Source organism: Vibrio sp. Isolate24, from assembly GCF_022398215.1.
In the GTDB taxonomy this organism is placed as follows: Bacteria; Pseudomonadota; Gammaproteobacteria; order Enterobacterales; family Vibrionaceae; genus Vibrio; species Vibrio coralliilyticus_A.
The window spans coordinates 1-25681 of record NZ_JAKEUU010000014.1; the positions used below are offsets into that span (position 1 = coordinate 1).

Genomic DNA, 25681 nt, shown 5'->3' on the forward strand with positions numbered 1-25681 from the left:
AATAACAGCTTTCCGAATTAAGAATTTGCTTGGCGACCATAGCGTTGTGGACCCACCTGATTCCATGCCGAACTCAGAAGTGAAACGCAATAGCGCCGATGGTAGTGTGGGGCTTCCCCATGTGAGAGTAGGACATCGCCAGGCTTTAAATATCGTTATTCGTTTAAACGGGTAACAACATCGTCAGTGTACTAATCTGACGATGACAATTTGTGGAGAGATGGCTGAGTGGTTGAAAGCACCGGTCTTGAAAACCGGCATACGTTAATAGCGTATCTAGGGTTCAAATCCCTATCTCTCCGCCACTATTAAGAAGCCCGTTGCTAGCGCAACGGGCTTTTTGCATTCCGAGAATTAAAAATACATTATCCTGATACATACTGTTTCTCAACAAAGAGTAGCCTCTGGAGGCGCAAATACTGCCTCTATATCTTGCTTCTGAAGATACAAAAAAGCCGACATTAAATGTCGGCTAAATAAAAGCGAGTAAAAAGATTAAGCGCGGTTGGCGACTTTATCCTTAAGTTCTTTCTTCTCTGCATCTGAGATGAATGCCAGCTCTAATCCGTTGAACTGTGCCTGACGAATTTCATCTTGTGATAGGCCGGCTTGAGGCGCTGCTACTTCGTATTCGTATGGTAGCTCAATGCCTTCTACCGCTGGATCATCAGTATTTAGACAGGCTAGCACGCCGTGATCCAGGAATTGTTTAATAGGGTGGTTGGCTAGTGACTCTACCGTACTTGTCTGGAAGTTAGAGGTTAGGCATGACTCAATACCAATGCGGTTTTCTGCTAGGTAATCCATTAGCTTAGGGTCGTGAATAGCTTTGACTCCATGACCAATACGAGTGGCTCCCAGCTCTTGAATTGCTTGCCACATGCTTTCGGCACCAGCAGCTTCGCCAGCATGAACTGTCACATTCAGACCCGCATCCTTTACTTGAGTGAAGTGTTTAACAAAGCGATCGCCAGGCTGACCCAATTCATCTCCAGCTAAGTCAACAGCAACGATTTTATCTCTTTGAGTCAGAATCGCATCTAATTCTTGCTGACAAGCGTCAGTACCAAAGGTACGGCTCATGATGCCAATCAGGTTTGCTTTGATACCAAAATCACGTATACCAGCTTCCACGCCATCGACAACCGCTTCGACCACGCCTGCAACAGGCAATTTGTGTTTCATTGCCATGTAATATGGAGAGAAGCGTAGCTCCGCATAATCGATCTGTGCATTCAGTGCGTCTTCAACGTTTTCGTAAGCAACGCGGCGACAGGCATCCAGGTCACCAAGAACTGCCACTCCCCAATCGAGCTTTGAAAGGAAGGCTACCAAAGATGGTTCTGCTTCAACTATCTGTACATGCGGAGTGAGTGATTCGACATCATACGCTGGAAGTGCGACGCCAAACTGTTGACCAAGCTCTAAGATTGTCTTGGTGCGGATATTTCCGTCAAGGTGACGGTGCAAGTCTGTAAGTGGTAAGTTCTTGGTTATCATTATTGTAATTCCAGTTGTCTGAATTGCACTAAGTATAAGAATCAATGCCAGAAGTGTCAGTAAGCATTGCGTGTAAAACCGACTAATAGTGCTGATATTTATTTCATGTTCACTAGATCTGTTGGCCACTCTTCGAACGGTACCGGGTGGCTAAATAAGAATCCTTGACCTTGTGGGCAGTTAAGAGAGACGAGCATTTGTGCCTGCTCTGCGGTTTCGATGCCTTCAGCGACAAGATCAACTTTCATTCCTTGAGTCATATTGATGATGGCAGCGACAATGGAAGTGTCGAGGTGCTCTTTTTCCATTTTCTGGACGAAAGTGCGATCGATTTTGAGGCAATCAAAGGGCAGCTTGTGTAGATATGCCAATGAGCTGTATCCGGTACCAAAGTCGTCGATAGCAATGTGAATACCAAGGTCACGTATAGATTGCATGTTATGAATAATCACCGGATCATTATCCACAATACGCGACTCTGTGATTTCCAACGTCAAGTTGTCGGCATTTAAACCTGATGACGTAAGTATTGAACGCAGTGATTCCCCTAAATCGGGGTTAGAGAGCTGTTTCACTGATAAGTTGACATGGAGGTGAAAATTCTTATCCCATTTGCCTTCTTCCATACCTTTCACGGTATCTTCACAGGCCTGAGTAAGTATTTGCTCACCAATTAAGCCAATTAAGCCACTCTCTTCTGCAATAGGAATGAAATCCAGAGGGGATATCAAGCCAGAGGTAGGAGATAGCCAGCGAGCCAGTGCTTCCGCGCCAATTACCTCGCCCGTGTTGAGATTGACGATTGGCTGATAAAATGGCACAAACTCGTTATGTTCTAGAGCATCCTTAATTTTGGCTTGCATCAGCGTGCGTTTGCGCGAAATATCGGCCATTTCAGGCTTGTAGTGACTGACCTGATTAAGGTCTTGCTTGGCGGTACTTAAGGCTATACTACCGTTGCGCAGCCATAGCGTCATACTGTTGTGTTCGCTCTCGGTTACAACACCGATCGCTACACTGACCACCACACTTTCCTGTTCCATGACGAAAGGTGCGGCAAACATTTGTTGAATTCTATGTGTAGCAAATGTGATTTGCTCACTATTGAGATGGTCAGTGAAGTAGATTGCAAACTCATCCCCACCAATTCTGGCCATGTAGCAGTCTTCATCAAACAGGGCTTTAAGTCTTTCTGCGATAATAACGAGTAGCTGATCTCCCTTGTAATGACCTAAGCTATCGTTAATATCACGAAATTTGTTGATCCCAATAAGCAGTAAGCAGCCATTCATTTTTGGCAATCCATCACAGGTATCGATAAAGCCTTCTCGGCTATAGAGTTTAGTCAGTGAATCAAATAACAATTGAGAGCGAAGGGCACGAAAAGACGCTTTGAGGTTGTTGGCCATTTCGTTAAAGGCGAACACTAACATGTTGGTTTCATAGATATACCCCGGTTTTGGCATGGTGCTATCCCAGTCACCTTTAGCCAAATGCTTGGCCGCAGCGGCTGTAGAAGTAATTGGGGTCACTATGCGATTAAAAGCGACTAGGCCAATCACGATGCCGATAAAGCTGGCAATGACACCAATGATCCAACTGTCTCTTTGACTTTCGGGCAATTGACCAAGTAGATCGGATTCAGATATAGCGACGCCGATGTACCACTTGAGGCCGAATTCATCGGTATAGGGCGTGATGTGATTGAAATAGCGTTTTCCATTAACATCCAAGCTGAAGCGATTGGTTTTTGGCGAGGAATGGAATTGGTGATTAAATGCATGTTCTGCACTTTTTTTGACGATGGGATTTGAGCTTTCTGTTGCGAGTAGACGTTGGCCTTTATCACTTAATGGCGTTCCCCAAGAGACCACATTTCCCCCAGTTGAGTGAGCAACGAGCCTGCGTTCTTGATCAAATAGATAAATTGCTGCGCTGGTTTTTTCTTGTTGTTTCTTTAGGAACGTGTTGAAAGTGCCAATTTTGATATCGGCAACCACGACCCCCTGAAAACGTTGTTGCTGAAATACCGGAGTTAAGGCTGACAGGGTAATCTCTTGACGTTCATCGGCATTAGCATAAATTGACGACCACATAGGGACGCGGCTTTTTGCAACTGGCGCATACCAAGGGCGAATGCGAGGATCATAGCCTTCAAAGACTGAACGAATATCGTCACTGACAACTTGTCCTCGGTATATAACCAATTTTTGTTCTGTGCGATCATCTTGAATCATCAAGGTGTAATTTTGGTTGGCTTCTTTGCGAAAACCAATGTATTCAGCGCCTTCGCCACCGAAGCCAATCACATCAAGTTGAGGGATTGAACGATACAAGTCATGGAAGCTAGTGAGAAGAAATTTCTCAATTACAGAGGTGTTCCCTTTCTCGTACAATTGGTTGAAGCCTATGTTGTGACTGAGGGATAAACTGGCCTGAAATGGTCGACTCAAAAAGTTATCTAGCTCTAGAGTAACGTTATCGGTGAGCGCAGTCAGTTGCTTGTCACTGATGTCCAAGACCATTTCTTCATAACTGCGCTTTTGCACAGTGACGATAACGCCAATTGTAAAGAGAAAAATCATTACAAAAGGGAGAACGACTGCGGTTCTTAATGTGATTTGCGTAGTTGACGACATGCTGTCCTTAAATACTTGAAACTAAAATCCGTATAGCAGGTTTGAGTCCGCAAGCAAACAGCCATAGTGCACTGGTGCTGACCCATAAAGCCCTAAAATGCTTACCAATTGTACAATGCGACAGGCTTTATGGAATACATTAATTGAGCTAGGTATTAATAAAGCTCTTTTAGTTTTCGGGTTAACGTGTTTCTTCCCCAACCGAGAACTTTGGCTGCATCTTGCTTGTGGCCGTTGGTATGCTCTAAGGCTGCTTCCAAAAGTATACGTTCAAATTCAGGAAGTGCGTAGGTCAGCAATTCGGTATCCCCTTGAGAGAGAGACTGTCTTGCCCAGCTAGAAAGCTGCTGCTGCCAGCTCACATCTGTATCGAAGTGAGCGTTGGATTTCTCTTCCAATAATTCAGCTGGGAGATCAGCTGGGAGGATTTCACTCCCGCTTGCCATCACAGTGAGCCAGCGACAGATGTTCTCCAACTGCCTGACATTGCCTGGCCAGTTAAGCCTATTGAGCGCTTCAATTGCAGAAGGGTGAAGCGTTTTGACATCCACCCCTAGCTCCTCTGCGGCCAAGGCAAGAAAATGTAGAGTGAGTTTTTCAATGTCTTGTTTGCGCTCACGCAATGCTGGAATTTGAATACGTATAACGTTTAGGCGATGAAATAGATCTTCACGGAAATCGCCTTGATGCACTAATCTCTCTAGGTTTTGGTGAGTCGCAGCGACAATTCGGACATCCACTTTGATCGGAGAGTGACCACCAACGCGATAAAACTGGCCATCAGCAAGTACCCGTAGTAATCGAGTTTGAATGTCGAGTGGCATGTCACCAATTTCATCAAGGAACAATGTGCCCCCGTTCGCTTGTTCAAAGCGCCCTTGTCGGATGCTATTGGCTCCCGTAAATGCCCCTTTTTCATGCCCAAACAATTCAGACTCAATCAGGTCCTTGGGTATTGCCGCCATGTTAAGCGCAATAAATGGCTTGCTGGCCCTCGGGCTGTGTCGGTGTAGTGCATGAGCGACCAATTCTTTACCCGTTCCTGATTCACCGTTAATTAGGACTGAAATGGATGAACGAGATAACCGACCTATCGCACGAAAGACTTCCTGCATCGCAGGGGCTTCACCAATGATTTCTGGTGTATTGTAATCATTGGAATCTGAACTCGCTTGGTCGCGCTTTTGCTCCTGACTGTGCGCAATAGCACGTTCTACTAGTGTGAGCGTTTCATCGACATCAAAGGGCTTTGGCAGGTATTCAAAGGCGCCTTTTTGATAGGCATTGACGGCGGCATCTAAATCGGAGTGTGCAGTCATGATGATCACCGGTAATTCGGGTGAACGGTCATGTACTTGTCTTAGTAGTTCGATGCCATCGATACCCGGCATACGAATGTCGGAGACCAGCACATCGGGCGTTTCACGTTCCAGTGCCAGTAAGACACTTTCAGCGTCGGAAAATGTATCGCACTTAATATTTGCTGACGAAAGGGTTTTCTCCATGACCCAACGGATGGAGCTATCATCATCGACCACCCAAACGTATCCTTTACTCATAACGAACTTATCCTTTCAGCAATGCAACTTACGTAAATTTAAATAGGCAGATATATGGTGAATGTGGTTCTGCCTGGCCAGCTTTCGACATCAATTTTGCCTTGATGCTGGTCTATTAGGTTCTGAGCGATTGATAAGCCCAGTCCTGTACCGCCTTCTCTTCCACTGACCATTGGATAGAAAAGGGTGTCTTGTAATTCTGCGGGGATGCCCGGCCCGTTGTCGATGATCTCTACCCGCGCAGCCAGCTTGCAGCGCTGACCATGAATATTGGTTTGATGCACTGTTCTGGTGCGAATGATGATATTGCCATTGTTCTGCTTCTGCAGAATTTGCCCAGCATTACTGACAATATTTAAAAGCGCTTGCTCAATCTGATCCGAATCCATTAAGAATTCCGGCAAACTAGGGTCGTAGTCACGCTCGATGGTGACGGACTGATCGACTTCTAACTCGACTAGTTGACGTACTTTCTCCAATATCAGGTGGAGATTTTCTTGTTGTTTTTTGCCCGGCTTTTGTGGACCAAGCAGGCGATCGACTAAGGAACGTAATCGGTCCGCCTGTTCGATGATGATTTGGGTGTATTCCGTCAGGGATTGATCTGGCAGCATGCGTTCGAGTAACTGCGCCGCGCCGCGCAAGCCACCTAGCGGGTTTTTTATTTCATGAGCGAGCCCACGCACCAGTAGTTTGGCTGCTTGCTGTTGTGCGTGTTGATTCAATTCTTGCGATAAACGTCGTTGTTGACCAATCTTGCGCATTTCGACCAACAGCATGAGTTCTTTTTGCCAAGAGATCGGGCTGACCGTTACTTCGAGCATAAGCGGCTTACCATCTACCACAAAGGTGACGTCACTGTCGGTAATGCTTTGGCCGCTTTGTAGCGGCTGAGACAGTAGTGCTAAGTCCATAGAAGCGTGCTGGATGAGCTTGGACAACGGCTGGTCAACGATGCGTTTGGCACTTTGTGAAAACAACTGCTCCGCAGCTGGATTAGCATAACGGACTTGCAGTGATTCATTCATGATCAGTACAGATGTGACCTGATGATTGAGTATGATGTTATCGAGTTCGCTGCTCACTGTCGTCCCTCATCCTTGACCTTAAAATGTGCAATGCACCATTTTGGTGCGGATACATTCCAAGTATGGCGCAATAACTCATGCAGAAGAAGTAAAAAGTCCATATATCATCGCTTTTAAGCACCATCATTGCTGATTGCACCGTCATGAACTGAATAATGCAATAAGCTTGCCGAGCATAAGATATTGAATAAAAAGATTTTTGTTAGTGGGTTAGATATAAAAAAGGCTCACGTTATCGGTGAGCCTTTCTAAGGAAGGAGTTAATCGACGGAGCGATTACACAGAGTAGTAAAGTTCAAACTCAAGTGGGTGAGTTGTCATGTTTACTTGCTCTACGTCCTGAGACTTAAGGCCGATGTAAGAATCGATAAAGTCGTCAGAGAATACGCCGCCAGCTGTTAGGAACTCACGGTCTGCATCTAGTGAATCTAGTGCATCTTTCAGTGAGTAAGCCACTGTTGGGATTTCTGCTGCTTCTTCTGCCGGTAGATCGTATAAGTCTTTATCCATTGCTTCACCTGGGTGGATTTTGTTCTTAATACCGTCAAGACCAGCCATTAGCATTGCTGCAAAACATAGGTATGGGTTAGCAGATGGATCACCGAAGCGAACTTCGATGCGACGTGCTTTCGGGCTTGGTACAACAGGGATACGAATAGAAGCACTACGGTTACGAGCGGAGTAAGCTAGCATTACAGGCGCTTCGAAACCAGGAACAAGACGCTTGTATGAGTTAGTCGACGCGTTTGCGAATGCGTTGATTGCACGAGCGTGTTTGATGATACCGCCAATGTAGTAAAGTGCCGTTTCAGATAGACCGCCGTACTTGTCACCCGCGAACAGGTTAACACCGTCTTTCGCTAGAGATTGGTGCACGTGCATACCAGAGCCGTTGTCACCAACTAGTGGTTTCGGCATGAAGGTCGCTGTCTTACCAAATGCGTGAGCAACGTTATGAACCACGTACTTGTAGATTTGGATTTCGTCTGCTTTTGAAGTCAGTGTGTTGAAACGAGTCGCGATTTCGTTCTGACCTGCAGTCGCTACTTCGTGGTGGTGCGCTTCTACAACTAGACCCATTTCTTCCATGATTAGACACATAGCAGAACGGATGTCTTGAGATGAATCGACAGGAGCTACTGGGAAGTAACCACCTTTCACGCCAGGGCGGTGACCTTTGTTGCCTTCTTCGTAATCAGAACCTGTGTTCCATGCTGCTTCCACGTCGTCTATCTTAAAGAAAGAACCTGACATATCAGTCGCGAACTTCACGTCGTCGAATAGGAAGAACTCTGGCTCAGGACCGATAAGTACGGTATCAGCCACGCCTGTAGAGCGCATGTAATCTTCAGCGCGTTTAGCGATAGAGCGTGGGTCACGATCGTAACCTTGCATCGTTGCAGGCTCAAGGATGTCACAGCGGATGTTTAGAGTTGCATCTTCAGTAAATGGGTCGAGTACAGCAGAGGATGCATCTGGCATCATAACCATATCTGACTCGTTGATGCCTTTCCAGCCAGCAACTGAAGAACCATCGAACATCTTACCTTCTTCGAAGAAGTCTGCATCGATTTGGTGAGCAGGGATAGAGATATGTTGCTCTTTACCTTTTGTGTCGGTAAAGCGTAGGTCAACAAACTTAACTTCGTTTTCTTGGATCAGCGATAGAACGTTTTCAACTGACATCTTGGATAACCTCCAGTGTTATTAAAGCGGGTTAGCTCGATTGGTTTAACAAATCCAGCATTGATTAATTTCATTTCAATCGTATTAATCGATGCTGATTTAAATAAAGCCAAAACCGTGCCAAAAAAATTATTCCATTAATTTCAAGCAATTAATTGTTTAAGTGTCAGATTGGTGCAAAGTTCTGCACCAAAATGAACTAAGAATGCACCTTTGTGGTGCAACGTGCATGTGTTGCACCAATATGTAACAAAAGCGTATTCCATTCAGCCGCTATTCGTCATCTATGTCAACGCATAATTTCGTATATTCAGAGCGATATTGAGTTCGATCAAAGCACATTCATCAGAAAACCAGCGTATCAGATCACATATTTCTGGGTTTTTCGCTAAAATCTGGTACATTATGGCCGTTTTTTTAATCAAGTAAGCTCGCTTCATTCATCGACTATGTTTGAAGCGAGCTTCTACTATCGAGTGAATCAAATCCATGGCTACTCCACAGATTGATAAATTGAGAAATATCGCGATCATCGCGCACGTTGACCACGGTAAAACAACACTGGTTGATAAACTGCTACAGCAATCAGGCACTTTAGAGTCTCGCGGTGAAGCTGAAGAGCGAGTCATGGACTCGAACGACATCGAAAAAGAGCGCGGCATTACCATTCTTGCTAAAAACACAGCAATTAACTGGAATGACTACCGCATCAACATCGTAGATACTCCGGGACACGCGGACTTCGGTGGTGAAGTTGAGCGTATTATGTCAATGGTAGACTCAGTGCTGCTGATTGTTGACGCTGTTGATGGCCCTATGCCTCAGACTCGCTTCGTAACACAGAAAGCATTTGCTCACGGTCTTAAGCCAATTGTTGTTATCAACAAGATTGACCGTCCTGGCGCTCGTCCTGATTGGGTTATGGATCAAGTATTCGACCTATTCGATAACCTAGGTGCCACTGACGAACAGCTAGACTTCAAAGTGGTTTACGCATCAGCGCTTAACGGTTGGGCTTCTCTAGAAGAAGGCGAAACTGGCGAAGATATGGAACCGCTATTCGAAACCATCGTTGAAGAAGTGACAGCACCGCAAGTTGACCTAGACGGTCCACTACAGATGCAAGTTTCTCAGCTAGATTACAGCTCTTATGTTGGTGTTATCGGTGTTGCTCGTGTCACTCGTGGTAGCGTTAAGCCTAACCAACAGGTTACTGTTATCGGTGCGGACGGTAAGACTCGTAACGGTAAAGTCGGCACTGTAATGGGTTACCTAGGTCTTGAACGTCACGAAGTTGACCAAGCTAACGCAGGTGACATCGTTGCAATCACAGGTCTTGGTGAGCTGAAAATTTCCGATACTATCTGTGCACAAAACCAAGTTGAAGCGTTACCAGCACTTTCTGTTGATGAGCCAACGGTAACCATGACGTTCCAAGTAAACACGTCTCCGTTTGCTGGTAAAGAAGGTAAATTCGTAACGTCACGTAACATCCTTGAGCGTCTAGAAAAAGAGCTAGTACACAACGTAGCACTGCGCGTTGAGCAACTCGATGATCCAGACAAATTCCGCGTATCAGGCCGTGGTGAACTCCACCTATCTATCCTGATCGAAAACATGCGCCGTGAAGGTTTCGAGCTAGCGGTTTCTCGTCCTGAAGTTATCATCAAAGAAGAAGATGGTCAGTTAATGGAACCGTACGAAACGGTAACTATCGATGTGATGGAAGAGCACCAAGGCGGCATCATGGAGAACATCGGCCTACGTAAAGGTGAGCTGACTGACATGTCTCCAGATGGCAAAGGTCGTGTACGTATGGACTTCATCATGCCTTCTCGTGGTCTGATTGGTTTCCAAACTGAATTCATGACGCTAACATCGGGTTCTGGTCTTCTTTACCACACATTCGATCACTACGGTCCACACAAAGGCGGCGAGATCGGTCAACGTATCAACGGCGTATTAATCTCTAACGGTATGGGTAAAGCGCTAACCAACGCACTATTCAACCTACAAGAGCGTGGCCGTATGTTCATCGGTCACGGTGTAGAAGTATACGAAGGCATGGTTGTTGGTATTCACAGCCGTGACAATGACCTAACAGTAAACGTACTGAAAGGTAAGCAGCTAACCAACGTTCGTGCTTCTGGTACTGATGATGCGCAGGTCCTTACTCCGCCAATCATCATGACGCTTGAGCAAGCACTTGAGTTCATCGATGATGACGAGCTAGTAGAAGTAACTCCTGAAAGTATCCGTATCCGTAAGAAGTTCCTAACGGAAAGTGATCGTAAGCGTGAAGCGCGTAACGCTAAGTAATTTCACTTAGTCGTTCTTTAAGCTTTAAAGCCCTGAGTTGATACAACTTAGGGCTTTTTGTTATTACAGAGCAGTAAAAATGAAACCCATTATCGTTACTGGTGGTCCGGGGGCGGGTAAAACGACCTTAATTGAAGCGTTAGCTGAATATGGTTATGCCAATCACGTACGTTGATTGAGCAGCAGAGCCAACAACCAGAAGGGGTATTGCCTTGGACTGATCTACCTGAGTTTGCCCGTTTATGCTTAGATCTGATGGTGGAGCAAAAACTCACCGCTCAGCAATCGCAAGTCGCTTTTATGGATCGGGCTATTGCTGATATTGTTGCCTATCTTAAAGTGGGTGGCTGTAAAGTGGAGCAAGAGTTTCTAGCTCAAAGTGCTGGGTACCATAGTCAGGTGTTGAGTTGTCGACCTGAAGCCTCGATTTACGTTCAAGATGATGTGCGTCCTCATAGCTTTGAAGAGGCCATCGACATTTACGACATGCTAGTTAAAACCTATTCTGAGCTGGGTTATCAAGTGATAGAAGTGCCATGGGGAACCGTAAAAGAACGGGTAGCCTTTATTCGTCAGGTCACTGGTTTAGTGACTGAGGTGACAAACTAATACCTCCTCACTTGGAGGAGGTGTGAAAGGGCTACTTTTGATTGAGCTTTTTCAGGAACTTGTCTGATTCTGCGATCGCTGCATTCATGTCGTTGATCGCGTACTGGATATCTTGTTCTAAACTTGCGAATTCGCCTTGCAAAGACCCAATCGCACTCGCATTAAGGTTGTGCTTCAAGTAAAGCGTATTGTCACGCAATGTATTGAGCACTGGCGTCATTTTATCTTCTGCACGCTTCATTGCACTTAACATCGCCTTGTATGAACGCTGTGTTTCTTTCAGTTTCTGCTCACTGGTGCGACGAAGTTTGTCGCTGGTATAGAGATCCAGTTCGCTTTGCCATTCTGTAAAGAGTGCGCCTGATACGTCCTCAATTGCGGCAATGCGATCACTCACTTCTTGCGCGGCTTGCTCGCTGTCTTGGTATTTAGCGTTGATTTTATTGTAGACGGCTTCTAGTTCACCACCGTTGAAGTTGGTCAGTGTTGACAGTGCTTCTAGTGCGCTGGTGAATTCTTGCTGGGCTTCTTGTTGTGACTGCTTGGCATCTTCAACACGATCTACCATGATATCGCGTTTGTGATAGCCTACTTGTTCCATAGCTGAGTAATAGGCAGATTGGCAGCCCGAAAGGGCAAAAATGGAGAGCATCAGCACCAGTAAGTACGGCATGATCGTGTCCTTTCCTTTAAAATGATGATGTTAGGATGGCGTAGTTGATAAGGAGATACAAGTTGAATATCGAACAACTGAGTAAGCAGAGCCTAAATTTCGGGCGCTATCTGTTCATTCGCATGGGACATGACAGAGTAAACGTTAATGCGGGGTATTTGGCTTACATTACCTTATTATCGATCGTCCCTATGTTGACGGTGTTGCTGTCAGTACTGTCTTCTTTTTCTGTCTTTGCCAATGCCGGTGACGTGATTCAAGATTTTGTTATTACTCATTTTGTTCCCGCAGCAGGGGACGCAGTTAAATTGGCTTTGTTTGAGTTTGTTTCCAACACTGGAAAGATGACCGCTGTAGGTGGTTTGTTTTTGTTTATTGCAGCGTTAATGTTGATTTCTAACATCGATAAAAATCTTAATTATATCTGGCGAGTACAACGTAAGCGCCGAGCGGTGTTCTCCTTTTCTATGTATTGGATGGTACTGACTCTTGGTCCCATTTTGGTCGGTGCGAGTATCGCTGCAACGTCTTATGTGACGTCCCTTAAAATTCTTGACAGCGAAGCCATTTCTGGCGCTTATGATTTGCTACTGCGTTGGCTGCCTTTCTTATTGTCCTTTTTTGCTTTTATGGGCTTATATCTCTTAGTGCCAAACAAGAAGGTCTATGTGTCTCATGCAGTAGTTGGGGCGATTGTCGCAGCACTATTGTTTGAAGCGAGTAAGAAAGGCTTTGCCGCGTACATCACTCAATTTCCTTCTTATCAATTGATTTATGGCGCGCTAGCGGCCATTCCAATCTTGTTTGTGTGGGTGTATTTGTGCTGGCTGATTGTATTGGTTGGCGCTGAGGTAACGGCAGCGTTAGGTGAGCGAGAGCAGTGGAGTGAGGACCAAGAAATGGTACACTCTGCGCAAACGATGCAACCTCAGCAACAAGGAGTGGATAGTGATAGCGCTGATACAAAGAGTGAGTGAAGCCGCGGTACGTGTTGATGGTGAAGTGGTTGGCGAAATCGACCAAGGTCTACTTGTCCTGCTTGGTGTAGAAAAGGACGATGATGAAGCCAAAGCCAAGCGTCTGATGGAGCGTGTAACAACTTACCGAGTATTTGGTGACGATGATGGGAAAATGAACCTCAACGTGAAACAGGTTGATGGTAAAGTGCTGGTGGTGTCTCAGTTCACTTTACCTGCGGATACGAAGAAAGGTACCCGTGCGGGCTTTTCTCGCGGTGCACATCCCGAAGACGCTGAGCGTTTATACCACTATTTTGCTGACCAATGCGCACAGGTTCTACCAACTGAACGGGGGCGTTTTGCGGCGGATATGAAAGTATCTTTGACCAATGATGGCCCGGTGACCTTCTGGTTGCAGGTATAATGAGAAAGATAGGCTAGAAGGGTAACGTACAATTGTTACCGTTAAAAAAGGATTTTTATGTTTAAGCTGATCACGCCAAAAACGGAAAACCAACTCAACAAATATTATCATTTTCGCTGGCAGATGCTGCGCGAACCTTGGCGGATGCCGTTAGGCTCCGAGCGTGATGAATACGATCCTATGAGCCACCATCGTATGATTGTCGATGGTCGTGGTCGACCTATGGCGATTGGTCGACTTTATATCACGCCAGATAACGAAGCGCAGATTCGTTATATGGCGGTCAAAGGCAACCGTCGTAGTAAAGGCATGGGGTCGTTGGTACTGGTGGCTCTGGAGTCACTGGCGAGGCAAGAAGGGGCAAAACGTCTGGTGTGTAACGCACGTGAAGACGCAATTTCGTTCTACGAAAAGAATGACTTTGAGCGCCGAGGTGAACTGACCGATGAACGTGGCCCAGTACGACACCAACAGATGGTGAAAAAACTTGATCCAATGGCGAATGTTCTGCGCAAGCCTGAATGGTGTACTGAGCTGCAAGAGCGCTGGGAACATCAGATCCCGATCAGCGACAAGATGGGCATCAAGATCAATCAGTATACTGGCTATCAATTTGAGTGTTGTTCTCAACTCAATCCGAACTTAAACCCACATAATACGATGTTTGCGGGCTCAGCGTTTACTCTTGCGACATTGACGGGGTGGGGGATGACATGGCTGCTGATGAAAGAGCGAGGTTTGAGTGGTGATATTGTGCTGGCTGATAGCCAGATCCGTTATCGTCACCCAGTGACTCAAAACCCGGTTGCTTCAACGTCTTTGGATGGGATCAGTGGCGACTTAGACCGCCTTGCCTCAGGCCGAAAGGCACGTATTGTCATTCATGTCACTATTCACAGTGGTGATACGGAAGCAGTGGAATTTATCGGCACTTATATGCTGCTACCGAATTATAAATCGATGTTGGATTTGCCTGCGTCTTCATCTTCAGAAGAATAATTTTCTTCGCTGGCGGGTAAGGTAGATTCGACCTGCTCGCCACACACATCCTTAATTATATTGGTACGAGTGAATATATCGGACCACAATCTTTGGCAGTGATGCTTACTGGTAAAAATGAGTGTGCCAAATTGAGGTTTCATCAGATCAATTTGTCCCGCAAGCTCTGCGCTTTCCCCCTCTGAAGAGACTTTAATTCGACCACGATCAACGTCTACTGTCACTTTATCAAGGGGCCAAAGCTGAAGGTGATTGGTTGCTCCATCTACGGTTTTTGCTTCCAAGGCACCATCATGCAGATAAGCATTGATTGAACCTGTTAAGCTGTGCGCCAGCATGGCGTAGTCACCTGAGAGCCCACTCAGTTCCAATTCGACTTCTGCCAAGCCCGCCAGTTTAAACGGCAGCTGTGCTTGTAGAAGTGGTTGATTGACCTGAAACCCATCGGTATGCAATGAAAGCTGCCAAGGTGCACTGGCTGATTGCCTTTGCCATTGTCCACTTGCTTCAATATAGCCCTGATCCAACGGCACGAACGCGCGTTGTAAAGTAATGTCTCCCTGCTGTGCTGTGGCGGTGAGTAAGGCTTGTGTCGTCATCAGTTGCTCAATGCTGGCGTTGTTAACACTGACTTCTAGATGACCGTTGTACAATCCTACCTGATTTTGATGAATCAAGGTGAGATTCTCTCCTTCGATATTCAAACCGGACACTTGCCAATAGGGTGAGCGTTCTACTTGTATCAGTTGTGCATTTTCGATGTCGAGATCAGCGATACTCAATGAGTGAAGTGGCTTCGACACATCGGAGAGTGTGCGGAGAAGCTGGTCTGTTTGTTCTAGCCATTTTACTCCGGAAACCTTGAGTTGATTCAAGGCTACTTTGTTTGGTGTGATCTTGCCGTTGAACTGGATTCTTCCTTGTTTGAAATCGGCATCAAACTCATCTACGGCGATTTGGTTAGCACTCAAGCCTAACCTTGCAGTTGGCGAAATGAGGCGAATTTGTTCGAAATCGGCACTTTCAGCATCAAAGGAGATGTAGCCATTCTCCTGTAACCAAAGCGGACGGTCGAGATAGAGATTTTCGAGGGATGCATCGAGCTGATTAAATTGCCACCCAGCATAGTGGATGTTGCTGCTGAGAAGATCGAGGCTATTTATGTGGTACACCGGTAGATTGAGAGATTTCAAGCGCGAGAGCAATTTTTCTGCTGAGGTGCTTGACGGCATTTCAAGCTTATTGACGGTGACATTGATCAATGACCAGCCTTGAGAAAATTGTTCAGCTTGACCTGAGATGTCAGCGCCGTGCCATTGGAAAGAGGCGCCATAGATGGTGCTGTCTTGGGCTTGATATTGAGCGTCGATCAGCAGGTTATCTAGAGCTTCTCCTTTAATATAAAGCTGTTGGGCGGAAAGCTGAACATCCCCATAGGGTAAGTATTGCTGTGCACTGCTCCATTGAGGTTGTGTGACTTGAAGGTTGACATCGCGGGCAGACCAGCCGGGAGCGGTGATATCGACGTGTTGTAGAGCCAGCTGTTCTAAGTTAACCGATTGTAGCAAGGGCGAATTGAAATCAGTCAGGTCGACAGTGGCCCCCTCAATCAAAACTGAATCCAAGCTGGCTTTATTGTTTTTCCACAGTGATGGGCTTAGCCAAAGTGTCAGTTTAGGAATGTGCAGTGCGTTTGATTCAGCACCGATTTCAACATCTTCTAATGTCAGTTGATACGGAGGTGTGTAGGATGCGCGTTGAGTAGTGATGGTATAGGGGGTTAGATTTTGTAGCATCCCGTTGACTACTTGGCTCGCATAGCTAGTGTTGAGCAGAACGAACAGGGCCAGTAGCGGTAAGCTGATCAGGCTGACAATTGCAATGGCAGTTAGCAGCAATGCTTTCTTCAAAATCTCGACCTTTCCTCTAAGTAATGTTGCTAGCTTGGAACATTTTTTCTTTTCAGGCAACAAAAAGCCCCTCCCAAGAGGGGCTTAGCTAAGCAATTGGTGGCGATATCACTAATCTAGCTGAGGTCCAGCGGCAACCAGTGACTTACCTTCAGCGTTATCGGTGTACTTATCGAAGTTGTTGATAAAGCGCTGTGCCAAATCCTTGGCTTTGCTTTCCCACTGCAGCGGGTCTGTGTAGGTATCGCGAGGATCTAGGATTGTTGGGTCAACGTCATGTAACGCAGTTGGAACTTCCAAGTTGAAGATAGGAATATGCTTCGTTTCCGCTTTCTCAATCGAGCCATCTAAGATCGCATCAATGATGCCACGGGTATCTTGAATAGAGATACGTTTACCACTGCCGTTCCAGCCGGTATTGACGAGGTAAGCTTCTGCTCCTGCCGCTTCCATACGTTTCACCAGTACCTCAGCGTATTTGGTTGGATGCAAGGTCAAGAATGCCGCGCCGAAACACGCTGAGAAGGTTGGAGTGGGTTCGGTAATGCCACGCTCTGTACCAGCTAGTTTTGCAGTAAAGCCCGATAGGAAGTGATACTTGGTTTGTTCTGGCGTCAATTTTGATACCGGAGGTAGCACGCCGAACGCATCTGCAGATAAGAAAATCACCTTATTTGCATGACCGGCTTTCGATACTGGTTTAACAATGTTTTCAATATGTTCGATGGGGTAAGACACACGCGTGTTTTCTGTTTTTGAGCCGTCATCGAAGTCAATGGAGCCATCACTGCGTACTGTTACGTTTTCAAGCAAAGCATCACGACGAATTGCATTGTAGATGTCCGGTTCGGCTTCTTTCGATAGCTTGATGGTCTTGGCGTAACACCCTCCTTCGAAGTTGAAGATACCATCGTCATCCCAACCGTGCTCATCATCACCGATCAGCTCGCGCTTAGGATCAGTAGAGAGTGTGGTTTTACCTGTCCCTGATAGGCCAAAGAAGACTGCAACATCACCATTCTCTTTACACTTGTTGGCGCTGCAGTGCATAGAAGCAATGCCTTTGAGCGGGAGGAAGTAGTTCATCATAGCGAACATACCTTTCTTCATCTCACCGCCGTACCAAGTGCCACCGATCAATTGCATGCGCTCAGTCAGGTTGAAAACTGTGAAGTTTTCAGAGTTCAGACCGTGTTCTTGCCATTTCTGGTTGGTGCACTTCGCGCCATTCATGACGACGAAGTCAGGCTCGAATGTTGCTAACTCTTCCTCACTTGGGCGAATGAACATGTTCTTAACGAAGTGTGCTTGCCAAGCGACTTCAGTAATAACTCGGATGCTGAGGCGTGTATCTGGGTTGGCACCGCAGTAACCGTCAATCACAAAGACACGTTTACCTGAGAGTTGGTTAGTTACTTGTTCTTTGAGATCGTTCCAGATTTCTTGAGTGATGGGTTTGTTGTCGTTTTTGACTTTATCAGAAGTCCACCACATGTGCTCTTCTGTTGTTGCGTCTTTAACGATGTACTTATCTTTTGGTGAGCGTCCAGTAAAGATACCCGTGTCCACGGCGACTGCACCGAGCTCTGTGACTACCCCTTTCTCGTAGCCTTCCAGATCTGCGCGCGTTTCTTCTTCGAACAGCATTTCGTAACTTGGATTGCGGACAACCTCTTTTACGTTGTGAAGCCCGTGTTTGGTAAGATCAATTGTTGCAGCCTTTGCATGTTCCATAACGGTCATAGGTGCTCCTTGTAGGAATATTTTGTAGGGATTTTGTAATAATGTTTTGATGGTTATCTGCTCACCATGCTAGCAACGGGTCTCTGTGAAAACAGGGATATAGCTCAAAATTTATCCATGATTTCTATGGGGTTTTAAGCGACTCATCACATATTGGCCGAGATAGTGTATCGTGCACGCAAAGGATTGCGCTAGAGCAAGAAGGATTATTAATTGACTAAAATTAAGTGGTTGTTTTATTACGTTAAAGTCTAATGTTAACGGGGCTTTGATCACAAAAAGGCCAGCGATATGCTGGCCTTTTGACTGGTAAATTACGTGCTTCTTAAATTATAAAAATTAATGCAACGTTTTGTTGCCCGAATCAGTCTGATCGAACAGCTCTGCAACTTGAGCTTCATCAAACGTGTAATTCGTGCCGCAGTAATCACAATGTAAAGAAATTGAGCCAACCTCTGCCAAAATGTCATTGATTTCTGAGCGCTCGATAGTGACGATCGCGGCACCGCTGCGCTCGCGTGAACAGCCGCAGTGGAATGTCACTGGCTGTGGTTCAAACAGACGAACTTTCTCTTGGTTGTATAGACGGTAAAGCAGATCGTTGGCTTCAAGTGTGAATAGCTCTTCGTCTTTAACGGTATCTGTCAGTTGCTCTAGATGTTCAAAATCTTCAGGCGTTCCAGTACCATCTGGCATAACTTGGATCAGCATGCCAGCAGCATGCTGTTGACCTTGGTGTTCACCGAGGCGCAACCAAATACGAGTCTTTAATTGCTCTGAGTTGGCGAAGTAGCTTTCAAGAATTTCAGATAAGTTGTCACCATCTAGGCCAACAATACCTTGATAACGTTCACCTTTCTTAGGATCGATAGTGATGACTAAGTGACCTTTGCCCATCATGTCATGAATGCTAGCGTCGTCAGCTATATCACCTTCCCAGCGCGCGACACCGCGAACTTTCTGGTCATTATCACCATTAATGACAGCCAGAGAAACTGGGCCATCGCCTTGCAGCTGCATAGTAATAGAGCCTTCGAACTTTAAGGTTGCAGTCAGCAGGGTTGTAGATACTAATAGCTCACCCAGTAGCTTCTGAAGTGGGGCTGGGTATTCCTTGCTGGAGATAATACGTTGGTAAGCGTCGTCCAATTGTACCAACTCGCCACGTACAGACAGGTCTTCAAAAAGGTAGCGATTTAAAACATTGTTTGCCATGTAAGCATTTCCTCGTACGTATGGTACTGATATCAGGCCAGTTTGGGCTGATACTTATTGATGTTTGAATTTGATGATGTCGCGACGCTGCTTTTTGTCAGGGCGACGATCTGGGCTTGGGTTATGGGCGTGAAGTTTGCGACGGGAGGCATTTTCTTCACGTTTAGCAAGGCTGTCTACCGTCTCTGTATAAAGAGTCTGAGCTTCCGGTGCGCCACGACGCTGATCGGAAATCTTTTCAATGATGACGGTTTTTTCCTCATGCCCCTGACGAAGCGTAATCATTGCGCCAAGCTCTACAGCTTTACTCGGCTTGCTGCGCTGGCCATTATAGTGAACTTTGCCGCCGTCGACCATATTTCGAGCAATGGAGCGAGTTTTGTAAAAACGTGCTGCCCATAGCCATTTATCAAGTCTAACTGCTTCAGTTTGGGAACCCATAGTGGATACTCGCCTCTAACTGTGGTGAATCTTGTGCCAAATTATTGGTGTAACAATGGTGATGAAGCGCGCATTTTTCAAGGTATGTGGTAAAATTCCGCCGCTTTACATGTTAATCAGGCCGTTAGCTATTTAGCCTATTTCATATTTTGGTAGAATGCTTGGTTCAAATAAAAACTCTAATTATAGAGTACTTTGCTTGGTAAACAGTACCTTGCATGGCTTCGTCAGCTGGTGATCAAAAGGATTGTGAGTGAACATACGTGGTGTAATTCGACAGGACAGTTTCATAAAAAATCAGGACCGCCTGAGCTCAATGGCAACAGTGTTATTGTTAGGGCTGAGTGCTTGGGTGGCTGGTGCGATGATCTGGAAACCGATGGAATCGCAATCTGTGACGCCATGGCAGCCGACATTGGTTTCGGGCAGTGTGAGTAAAGGTTCAGGTTTGAACATTGCTGATCTGCAAAATAGTCACCTGTTTGGCCGTTACCAAGCACAACAAGCCCCTGTTGTGAAAAAGCCAGTGGTGACAGAAGCCCCCAAAAGTCGCTTGAATGTAATTTTGGTTGGTGTTGTGACGAGTACCGAACCGGATAAAAACCTTGCAGTAGTTGCCAGTAGAGGTCAACAGGCCACTTATGGTATTGGTGAAGCACTGGAAGGAACTCGAGCGACGGTTGTACAGGTGTTGTATGACCGAATTATCGTCGATAACTCAGGTCGCAATGAAACAGTCATGTTAGAAGGGCTAAAATACACCAAAGATCCGCAGCCACAACCAAAGACCAAATCAATAAAAGCAGACGTTTCCGCCGATAAGCTGGAAGAAATTCGTTCTGTTATTCGCAAAGATGCCAAACAAATTTTCCAATATGTTCGCATGTCTCAAATAAAAAGAGACGGTGAAGTTATTGGTTATCGCTTAACCCCAGGTAAAGAGAAAGAACTATTCGAATCGGTTGGCTTACAGTCAGGGGATATAGCAACACAAATCAATGGCCAAGATCTCAGTAACCCTGCAGCGATGGGGGAGATCTTCAAAAATATGTCTCAACTTACCGAACTTAATTTAACGGTAGAGAGAGATGGCCAGCCTTATGAAATTTATATTGAATTATAAGAATGATGCAGATGCGTGAATCATTCCGAGGAGTAGAGAGTGAACCATTGGCTTAAAAAAAGCGCTTGGCTTTTAGCAGGAAGCTTGTTGACGTCACCTGCCGTTGTATTCGCGAATGAATACAGTGCGAGCTTTAAAGGCACAGATATTCAAGAGTTCATCAACATTGTTGGTCGGAATCTGGAAAAAACCATCATCGTTGACCCGTCAGTACGTGGCAAGATTGATGTTCGTAGTTACGATATGTTATCAGAAGAGCAGTACTACAGCTTTTTCTTAAATGTGCTCGAAGTCTATGGCTACGCTGTTGTTGAAATGGATAACGGTGTTATCAAAGTCATCAAGTCGAAAGACGCCAAAACATCAGCGATCCCTGTTGTCGGTGATGGTTCCGTTCAAGGTGACGAAGTGGTCACTCGTGTCGTAGCGGTTCGTAATGTTTCGGTACGTGAATTGTCCCCTTTGCTGCGTCAATTGAATGATAATGCAGGGGCGGGTAATGTGGTTCACTACGATCCTGCCAATATCATCTTGATTACCGGCCGTGCAGCGGTCGTTAACCGATTAGCCGACATCATCAAACGTGTTGACCAAGCCGGTGACAAAGAAATCGAAGTGGTTGAGTTAGACAATGCTTCAGCGGCCGAAATGGTGCGAATTGTTGAAGCGTTGAACAAGACTAATGACGCGAAAAGCACACCAGCCTTTCTTCAGCCAAAGCTGGTGGCCGATGACCGTACTAACTCCATCCTTATCTCCGGTGATCCTCAAGTTCGCCAGCGGTTGCGTAAGTTGATTAAGCAGCTGGATGTCGAGATGGCGACCAAAGGCAACAACCGTGTGGTGTACCTCAAGTACGCTAAAGCAGAAGACCTCGTTGATGTACTCAAAGGGGTGTCGGATAACCTTCAAGCCGAAAAGTCCTCTGGCACTAAGCAATCCTCCAGTGCCCAGCGCGGCGAAGTGATGATTTCAGCTCACCCTGGCACCAATGCGCTTGTTCTGACCGCGCCGCCAGATATTATGAATGCGCTGCAAGATGTCATTTCTCAATTGGATATTCGCCGTGCGCAGGTGCTGATTGAAGCCCTGATTGTTGAAATGACAGAAGGTGACGGTATTAACTTAGGTGTCCAGTGGGGCTCGCTCGAAACTGGTGCGATGATTCAGTACGGTAATACCGGCACACCCATTGGCCAAGTGATGGTTGGCCTCGAAGAAGCCGAAGATCAGACAAGTACAGAGTATTACACTGATAATAACGGTAATCGAGTACCGTATGATGTGACTGAACCTGGTGATTATTCCACGCTAGCTTCCGCGCTTTCTGGCGTTAACGGTGCGGCACTTAGTGTAGTAATGGGAGATTGGACCGCACTGATCAGCGCAGTATCAAGCGACACCAACTCTAACATTCTGTCTTCTCCGAGCATTACCGTTATGGACAATGGCGAAGCGTCTTTCATTGTCGGTGAAGAGGTACCTGTCATCACGGGTTCAGCCGCTGGTTCGAACAACGATAACCCATTCCAGACGGTGGATCGTAAAGAAGTCGGTATTAAGCTGAAAGTTGTACCTCAAATCAATGAAGGCAACTCAGTCCAGCTCACCATTGAGCAAGAAGTGTCTAACGTGCTGCCTGCAACCAGTAATGCTGCGGTGGATGTCAGTTTTGCTAAACGTCAGCTTAATACCTCGGTTATGGTAGAAGATGGCCAAATGATTGTTCTGGGTGGCCTGATTGATGAGCGTGCGCAAGAAAGTGAGTCTAAAGTACCGCTGCTTGGTGATATCCCGTATCTTGGCCGCTTGTTTAAGTCGACCAGTTCACAAATGCAAAAATCTAATCTGATGGTCTTCATCAAGCCAACCATCATTCGTGATGGTATGACGGCTGACGGTATTACTCAGCGTAAGTACAACTTTATTCGTGCTGAGCAGCTTTACAAAGCAGATCAAGGCCTTAAGCTGATGGAAGATGCTCGAACACCGGTACTGCCTAAGTTTGGTGAAGAGATCAGTCACCCAGCAGAGATTCAAGCCTTCCTTGACCAAATGGAAACTCAGTGATGGATGAAATAGCCACATTTCGTCGCTTACCATTCAGCTTTGCTAATCGCTTCAAATTGGTTCTTGAGCCAACAGAACAGGGACTCACTCTCTACTATGTTGCGCCATTGGCATTTGAAGCCTTGATTGAAGTGAAGCGCGTGGTGGGTGAACAGTTTGAGTTGCGTGAAGTGTCCAAAGATGACTTTGACTACAAACTGACGGAAGCCTATCAGCGTGACTCCTCAGAAGCCCGTCAGCTAATGGAAGATCTTGGCGCAGATAATGATGACTTTTTCTCGTTAGCGGAAGATCTCCCACAGGATGAAGACTTGCTCGAGTCGGATGACGATGCACCAATCATCAAACTGATCAATGCCATGCTCGGTGAAGCGATCAAAGAAGGGGCGTCGGATATTCACATCGAGACCTTCGAAAAAGCGCTTTCCATTCGCTTCCGAGTGGATGGTGTGTTGCGCGATGTCCTATCACCAAGTCGTAAGCTTGCACCGTTATTAGTTTCTCGTGTTAAGGTCATGGCCAAGCTGGATATTGCGGAAAAACGAGTGCCTCAAGATGGCCGTATTTCACTGCGTATTGGCGGGCGAGCTGTTGATGTGCGTGTGTCCACCATGCCGTCTTCTCATGGTGAACGTGTGGTTATGCGTTTGCTTGACAAGAACGCCACTCGACTGGACTTACACAGTCTAGGCATGACGCCGGCTAACCATGAAAACTTCCGTAGCATGATTGAGCGTCCTCACGGCATCATCTTGGTCACTGGTCCTACGGGTTCAGGTAAATCGACCACCTTGTATGCTGGCCTTCAGGAGCTCAACAGCAATGAACGCAATATCCTGACTGTTGAAGACCCGATTGAATTCGATATTGATGGTATCGGTCAGACACAGGTCAACCCCAAAGTAGACATGACCTTTGCTCGTGGCCTGCGCGCTATATTACGTCAGGATCCAGATGTTGTGATGGTCGGTGAGATCCGTGACCTAGAAACAGCGCAGATTGCTGTTCAAGCTTCTTTGACCGGTCACCTAGTAATGTCGACCTTGCACACTAATACGGCAGTGGGGGCGATTACTCGCTTGCGTGATATGGGGATTGAACCATTCCTGATTTCTTCTTCATTGCTTGGCGTGCTCGCACAGCGCTTAGTTCGAACACTGTGTCCAGACTGTAAAGTGCCTTACGAGGCGGATAATGAAACCAAAAAGTTGTTTGAACTGTCGAGCGATGATGAGCTGACACTATACAAAGCCAACGGCTGTGAACACTGTAACCACAAAGGCTACCGTGGGCGTACCGGTATTCATGAACTCCTAGTCGTGGATGAGCAGGTGCAGGAAAAAATTCACAGCGAAGCGGGAGAGCAAGCGATAGAAAAAGCCATCCGTGAGTACACACCAAGCATTCGTGAAGATGGTTTGAGCAAAGTGCGTCTGGGTATTACGTCTCTCGAAGAAGTGATTCGGGTGACTAAGGAAGGCTAATGGCTGCGTTTGAATATAAAGCCCTCAATAAGAAAGGCAAAACCCAGAAAGGGGTAATTGAAGGTGATAACGCTCGTCAGGTCCGAGCTAGGCTCAAAGAACAAGGGCTGATGCCCGTTGAAGTGAGTGAAACACGCCAGAAAGCGAAAAAGCAAACGGAACAGGCAGGGTTGACGTTCAAACGCGGTATCAGTACGCCTGATTTAGCATTGATCACTCGTCAGCTGGCGACTTTGGTGCAATCTGGCATGCCTTTGGAAGAGTGCCTTAAAGCCGTATCGGAGCAGTCGGAGAAACCGCGTATTCGCACTATGTTATTGGCGGTACGTTCTAAAGTTACCGAAGGTTACACCTTGTCGGACAGTCTGGCGGATTTTCCGCACATCTTTGATGATTTGTTCCGTTCTATGGTGTCTGCTGGTGAGAAATCGGGCCACTTAGATGCGGTGCTAGAGCGCCTAGCTGATTACGCTGAAAATCGCCAGAAAATGCGTTCCAAGTTGCAGCAGGCAATGATTTACCCTGTTGTGTTGGTGGTGTTTGCGATTGGTATTGTCGCCTTTTTGCTCGCGGCAGTAGTACCGAAAATTGTAGGTCAGTTTGTGCAGATGGGGCAGGAATTGCCTCAATCGACACAATTTCTACTCGCGTCTAGTGAATTCATTCAGAATTGGGGGATTCAGATTTTGGTGGCTTTGACTGCCGTTGTATATCTGTTTAAGTTTGCCCTTAGCAAACCGAATTTGCGTCTGAGCTGGGATCGAAAAATCGTTCATATGCCTATGATTGGCAAAATCTCCCGCGGCCTCAATACATCGCGTTTTGCGCGCACGTTGTCGATTTGTACTTCCAGTGCGATTCCGATTTTAGATGGCATGAAAGTGGCAGTGGATGTGATGTCTAATCATTATGTTAAACAGCAGGTGCTGAGTGCGACAGATAATGTTCGTGAAGGGGCAAGCCTGCGTAAGTCACTTGAGCAAACCAAACTCTTCCCGCCGATGATGCTGCATATGATCGCCAGTGGTGAGCAAAGTGGTGAATTGGAAAGCATGCTGACTCGCGCGGCTGATAACCAAGATGCTAACTTTGAATCAACGGTCAATATCGCCTTAGGTATTTTCACTCCAGCATTAATAGCACTGATGGCTGGCTTAGTACTGTTTATCGTAATGGCGACCCTGATGCCAATTTTAGAAATGAACAACTTAATGAGTGGATAGTCATACTGAGAGCAGTT

The 25681-nt window shown here is 46.3% G+C and carries 18 protein-coding genes, 1 tRNA gene, 1 rRNA gene and 1 pseudogene; 11 read left to right on the forward strand and 10 right to left on the reverse strand.

The annotated features are described in order from the left end of the window. Window positions 1-28: 28 nt before the first annotated feature. Together rrf and L1D23_RS21740 are read left to right on the forward strand one after the other, a co-directional pair. Window positions 29-144: ribosomal RNA gene (gene rrf / locus L1D23_RS21735) — 5S ribosomal RNA — on the forward strand. 70 nt (window positions 145-214) lie between these two features. After that, window positions 215-305: transfer RNA gene (locus L1D23_RS21740), tRNA-Ser, on the forward strand. A 190-nt stretch (window positions 306-495) separates the two neighbouring features. On the opposite strand, the gene add is transcribed toward L1D23_RS21740, so the two are convergent. From add to glnA, 5 genes are all read right to left on the reverse strand, one after another. Continuing rightward, window positions 496-1500, reverse strand: a complete 1005-nt coding sequence (add, locus tag L1D23_RS21745) for an adenosine deaminase (RefSeq protein WP_239871712.1) — start codon at window positions 1498-1500, stop codon at window positions 496-498. A 98-nt stretch (window positions 1501-1598) separates the two neighbouring features. Beyond that, complete coding sequence (locus tag L1D23_RS21750) at window positions 1599-4139, reverse strand: EAL domain-containing protein (protein WP_239871714.1); 2541 nt, start codon at window positions 4137-4139, stop codon at window positions 1599-1601. Window positions 4140-4294: 155 nt separating this feature from the next. Then, window positions 4295-5698: a nitrogen regulation protein NR(I) gene (gene glnG / locus L1D23_RS21755; protein WP_239871717.1), complete on the reverse strand. Its 1404-nt coding sequence runs from the start codon at window positions 5696-5698 to the stop codon at window positions 4295-4297. 38 nt (window positions 5699-5736) lie between these two features. Further along, window positions 5737-6783 carry a nitrogen regulation protein NR(II) gene (glnL, locus tag L1D23_RS21760; RefSeq protein WP_239871720.1) on the reverse strand — a complete coding sequence of 349 codons (1047 nt, stop codon included), beginning with the start codon at window positions 6781-6783 and terminating at the stop codon, window positions 5737-5739. A 279-nt stretch (window positions 6784-7062) separates the two neighbouring features. Next, window positions 7063-8472, reverse strand: a complete 1410-nt coding sequence (gene glnA / locus L1D23_RS21765; RefSeq protein ID WP_206375592.1) for a glutamate--ammonia ligase — start codon at window positions 8470-8472, stop codon at window positions 7063-7065. 489 nt (window positions 8473-8961) lie between these two features. On the opposite strand from glnA, the gene typA reads away from it, so the two are divergent. Both typA and L1D23_RS21775 read left to right on the forward strand, forming a co-directional pair. After that, a complete protein-coding gene (typA, locus tag L1D23_RS21770; protein WP_006957230.1) occupies window positions 8962-10791 on the forward strand; it encodes a translational GTPase TypA in 1830 nt (609 codons plus the stop codon). Between the two features lie 79 nt (window positions 10792-10870). Continuing rightward, window positions 10871-11400: pseudogene (locus L1D23_RS21775) on the forward strand (AAA family ATPase). 31 nt (window positions 11401-11431) lie between these two features. On the opposite strand, the gene L1D23_RS21780 reads toward L1D23_RS21775, so the two are convergent. Continuing rightward, window positions 11432-12073, reverse strand: coding sequence for a DUF2959 domain-containing protein (locus L1D23_RS21780; RefSeq protein ID WP_239871723.1), 642 nt, complete (start codon window positions 12071-12073; stop codon window positions 11432-11434). A gap of 62 nt (window positions 12074-12135) precedes the next feature. On the opposite strand from L1D23_RS21780, the gene L1D23_RS21785 reads away from it, so the two are divergent. Genes L1D23_RS21785 through L1D23_RS21795 form a run of 3 tightly spaced genes read left to right on the forward strand, consistent with a single transcriptional unit; the run spans window position 12136 to window position 14455 of the window. Next, a complete protein-coding gene (locus L1D23_RS21785) occupies window positions 12136-13050 on the forward strand; it encodes a virulence factor BrkB family protein (RefSeq protein WP_239871725.1) in 915 nt (304 codons plus the stop codon). Continuing rightward, window positions 13022-13456 (forward strand): D-aminoacyl-tRNA deacylase, encoded by a 435-nt coding sequence (dtd, locus tag L1D23_RS21790; RefSeq protein WP_239871728.1) that lies wholly within the window; start codon window positions 13022-13024, stop codon window positions 13454-13456. The genes L1D23_RS21785 and dtd overlap by 29 nt, the downstream gene beginning before the upstream one ends. A gap of 57 nt (window positions 13457-13513) precedes the next feature. Next, window positions 13514-14455 (forward strand): bifunctional GNAT family N-acetyltransferase/hotdog fold thioesterase, encoded by a 942-nt coding sequence (locus tag L1D23_RS21795; RefSeq protein WP_239871731.1) that lies wholly within the window; start codon window positions 13514-13516, stop codon window positions 14453-14455. Here L1D23_RS21795 and L1D23_RS21800 read toward each other — a convergent pair. From L1D23_RS21800 to hslR, 4 genes are all read right to left on the reverse strand, one after another. Then, entirely contained in the window at window positions 14407-16365 is a 1959-nt protein-coding gene (locus tag L1D23_RS21800; protein ID WP_239871734.1) for an AsmA family protein, read from the reverse strand. The two genes, L1D23_RS21795 and L1D23_RS21800, sit on opposite strands and share 49 nt — an antisense overlap. A gap of 111 nt (window positions 16366-16476) precedes the next feature. Further along, the gene (gene pckA, locus L1D23_RS21805; RefSeq protein WP_239837873.1) at window positions 16477-18108 is read right to left on the reverse strand and encodes a phosphoenolpyruvate carboxykinase (ATP); all 1632 of its coding nucleotides are present in this window, start codon (window positions 18106-18108) and stop codon (window positions 16477-16479) included. Between the two features lie 339 nt (window positions 18109-18447). Next, window positions 18448-19323 (reverse strand): Hsp33 family molecular chaperone HslO, encoded by an 876-nt coding sequence (gene hslO, locus L1D23_RS21810; RefSeq protein WP_239871737.1) that lies wholly within the window; start codon window positions 19321-19323, stop codon window positions 18448-18450. Between the two features lie 54 nt (window positions 19324-19377). Continuing rightward, window positions 19378-19764 (reverse strand): ribosome-associated heat shock protein Hsp15, encoded by a 387-nt coding sequence (hslR, locus tag L1D23_RS21815; RefSeq protein ID WP_239871739.1) that lies wholly within the window; start codon window positions 19762-19764, stop codon window positions 19378-19380. Between the two features lie 253 nt (window positions 19765-20017). Between hslR and gspC the strand changes: the two genes are divergently transcribed. The 4 genes from gspC to gspF are packed head-to-tail and all read left to right on the forward strand — an operon-like array spanning window position 20018 to window position 25664. Next, a complete protein-coding gene (gene gspC, locus L1D23_RS21820; protein WP_239871742.1) occupies window positions 20018-20887 on the forward strand; it encodes a type II secretion system protein GspC in 870 nt (289 codons plus the stop codon). 39 nt (window positions 20888-20926) lie between these two features. Further along, on the forward strand, window positions 20927-22957 hold the full coding sequence (gspD, locus tag L1D23_RS21825) for a type II secretion system secretin GspD (RefSeq protein WP_239871745.1): 2031 nt from the start codon (window positions 20927-20929) through the stop codon (window positions 22955-22957). After that, complete coding sequence (gspE, locus tag L1D23_RS21830) at window positions 22957-24441, forward strand: type II secretion system ATPase GspE (protein ID WP_239871751.1); 1485 nt, start codon at window positions 22957-22959, stop codon at window positions 24439-24441. The genes gspD and gspE overlap by 1 nt, the downstream gene beginning before the upstream one ends. Beyond that, complete coding sequence (gene gspF, locus L1D23_RS21835; RefSeq protein ID WP_239871754.1) at window positions 24441-25664, forward strand: type II secretion system inner membrane protein GspF; 1224 nt, start codon at window positions 24441-24443, stop codon at window positions 25662-25664. Before gspE ends, gspF begins: the two co-directional genes overlap by 1 nt. Window positions 25665-25681: the final 17 nt, after the last annotated feature.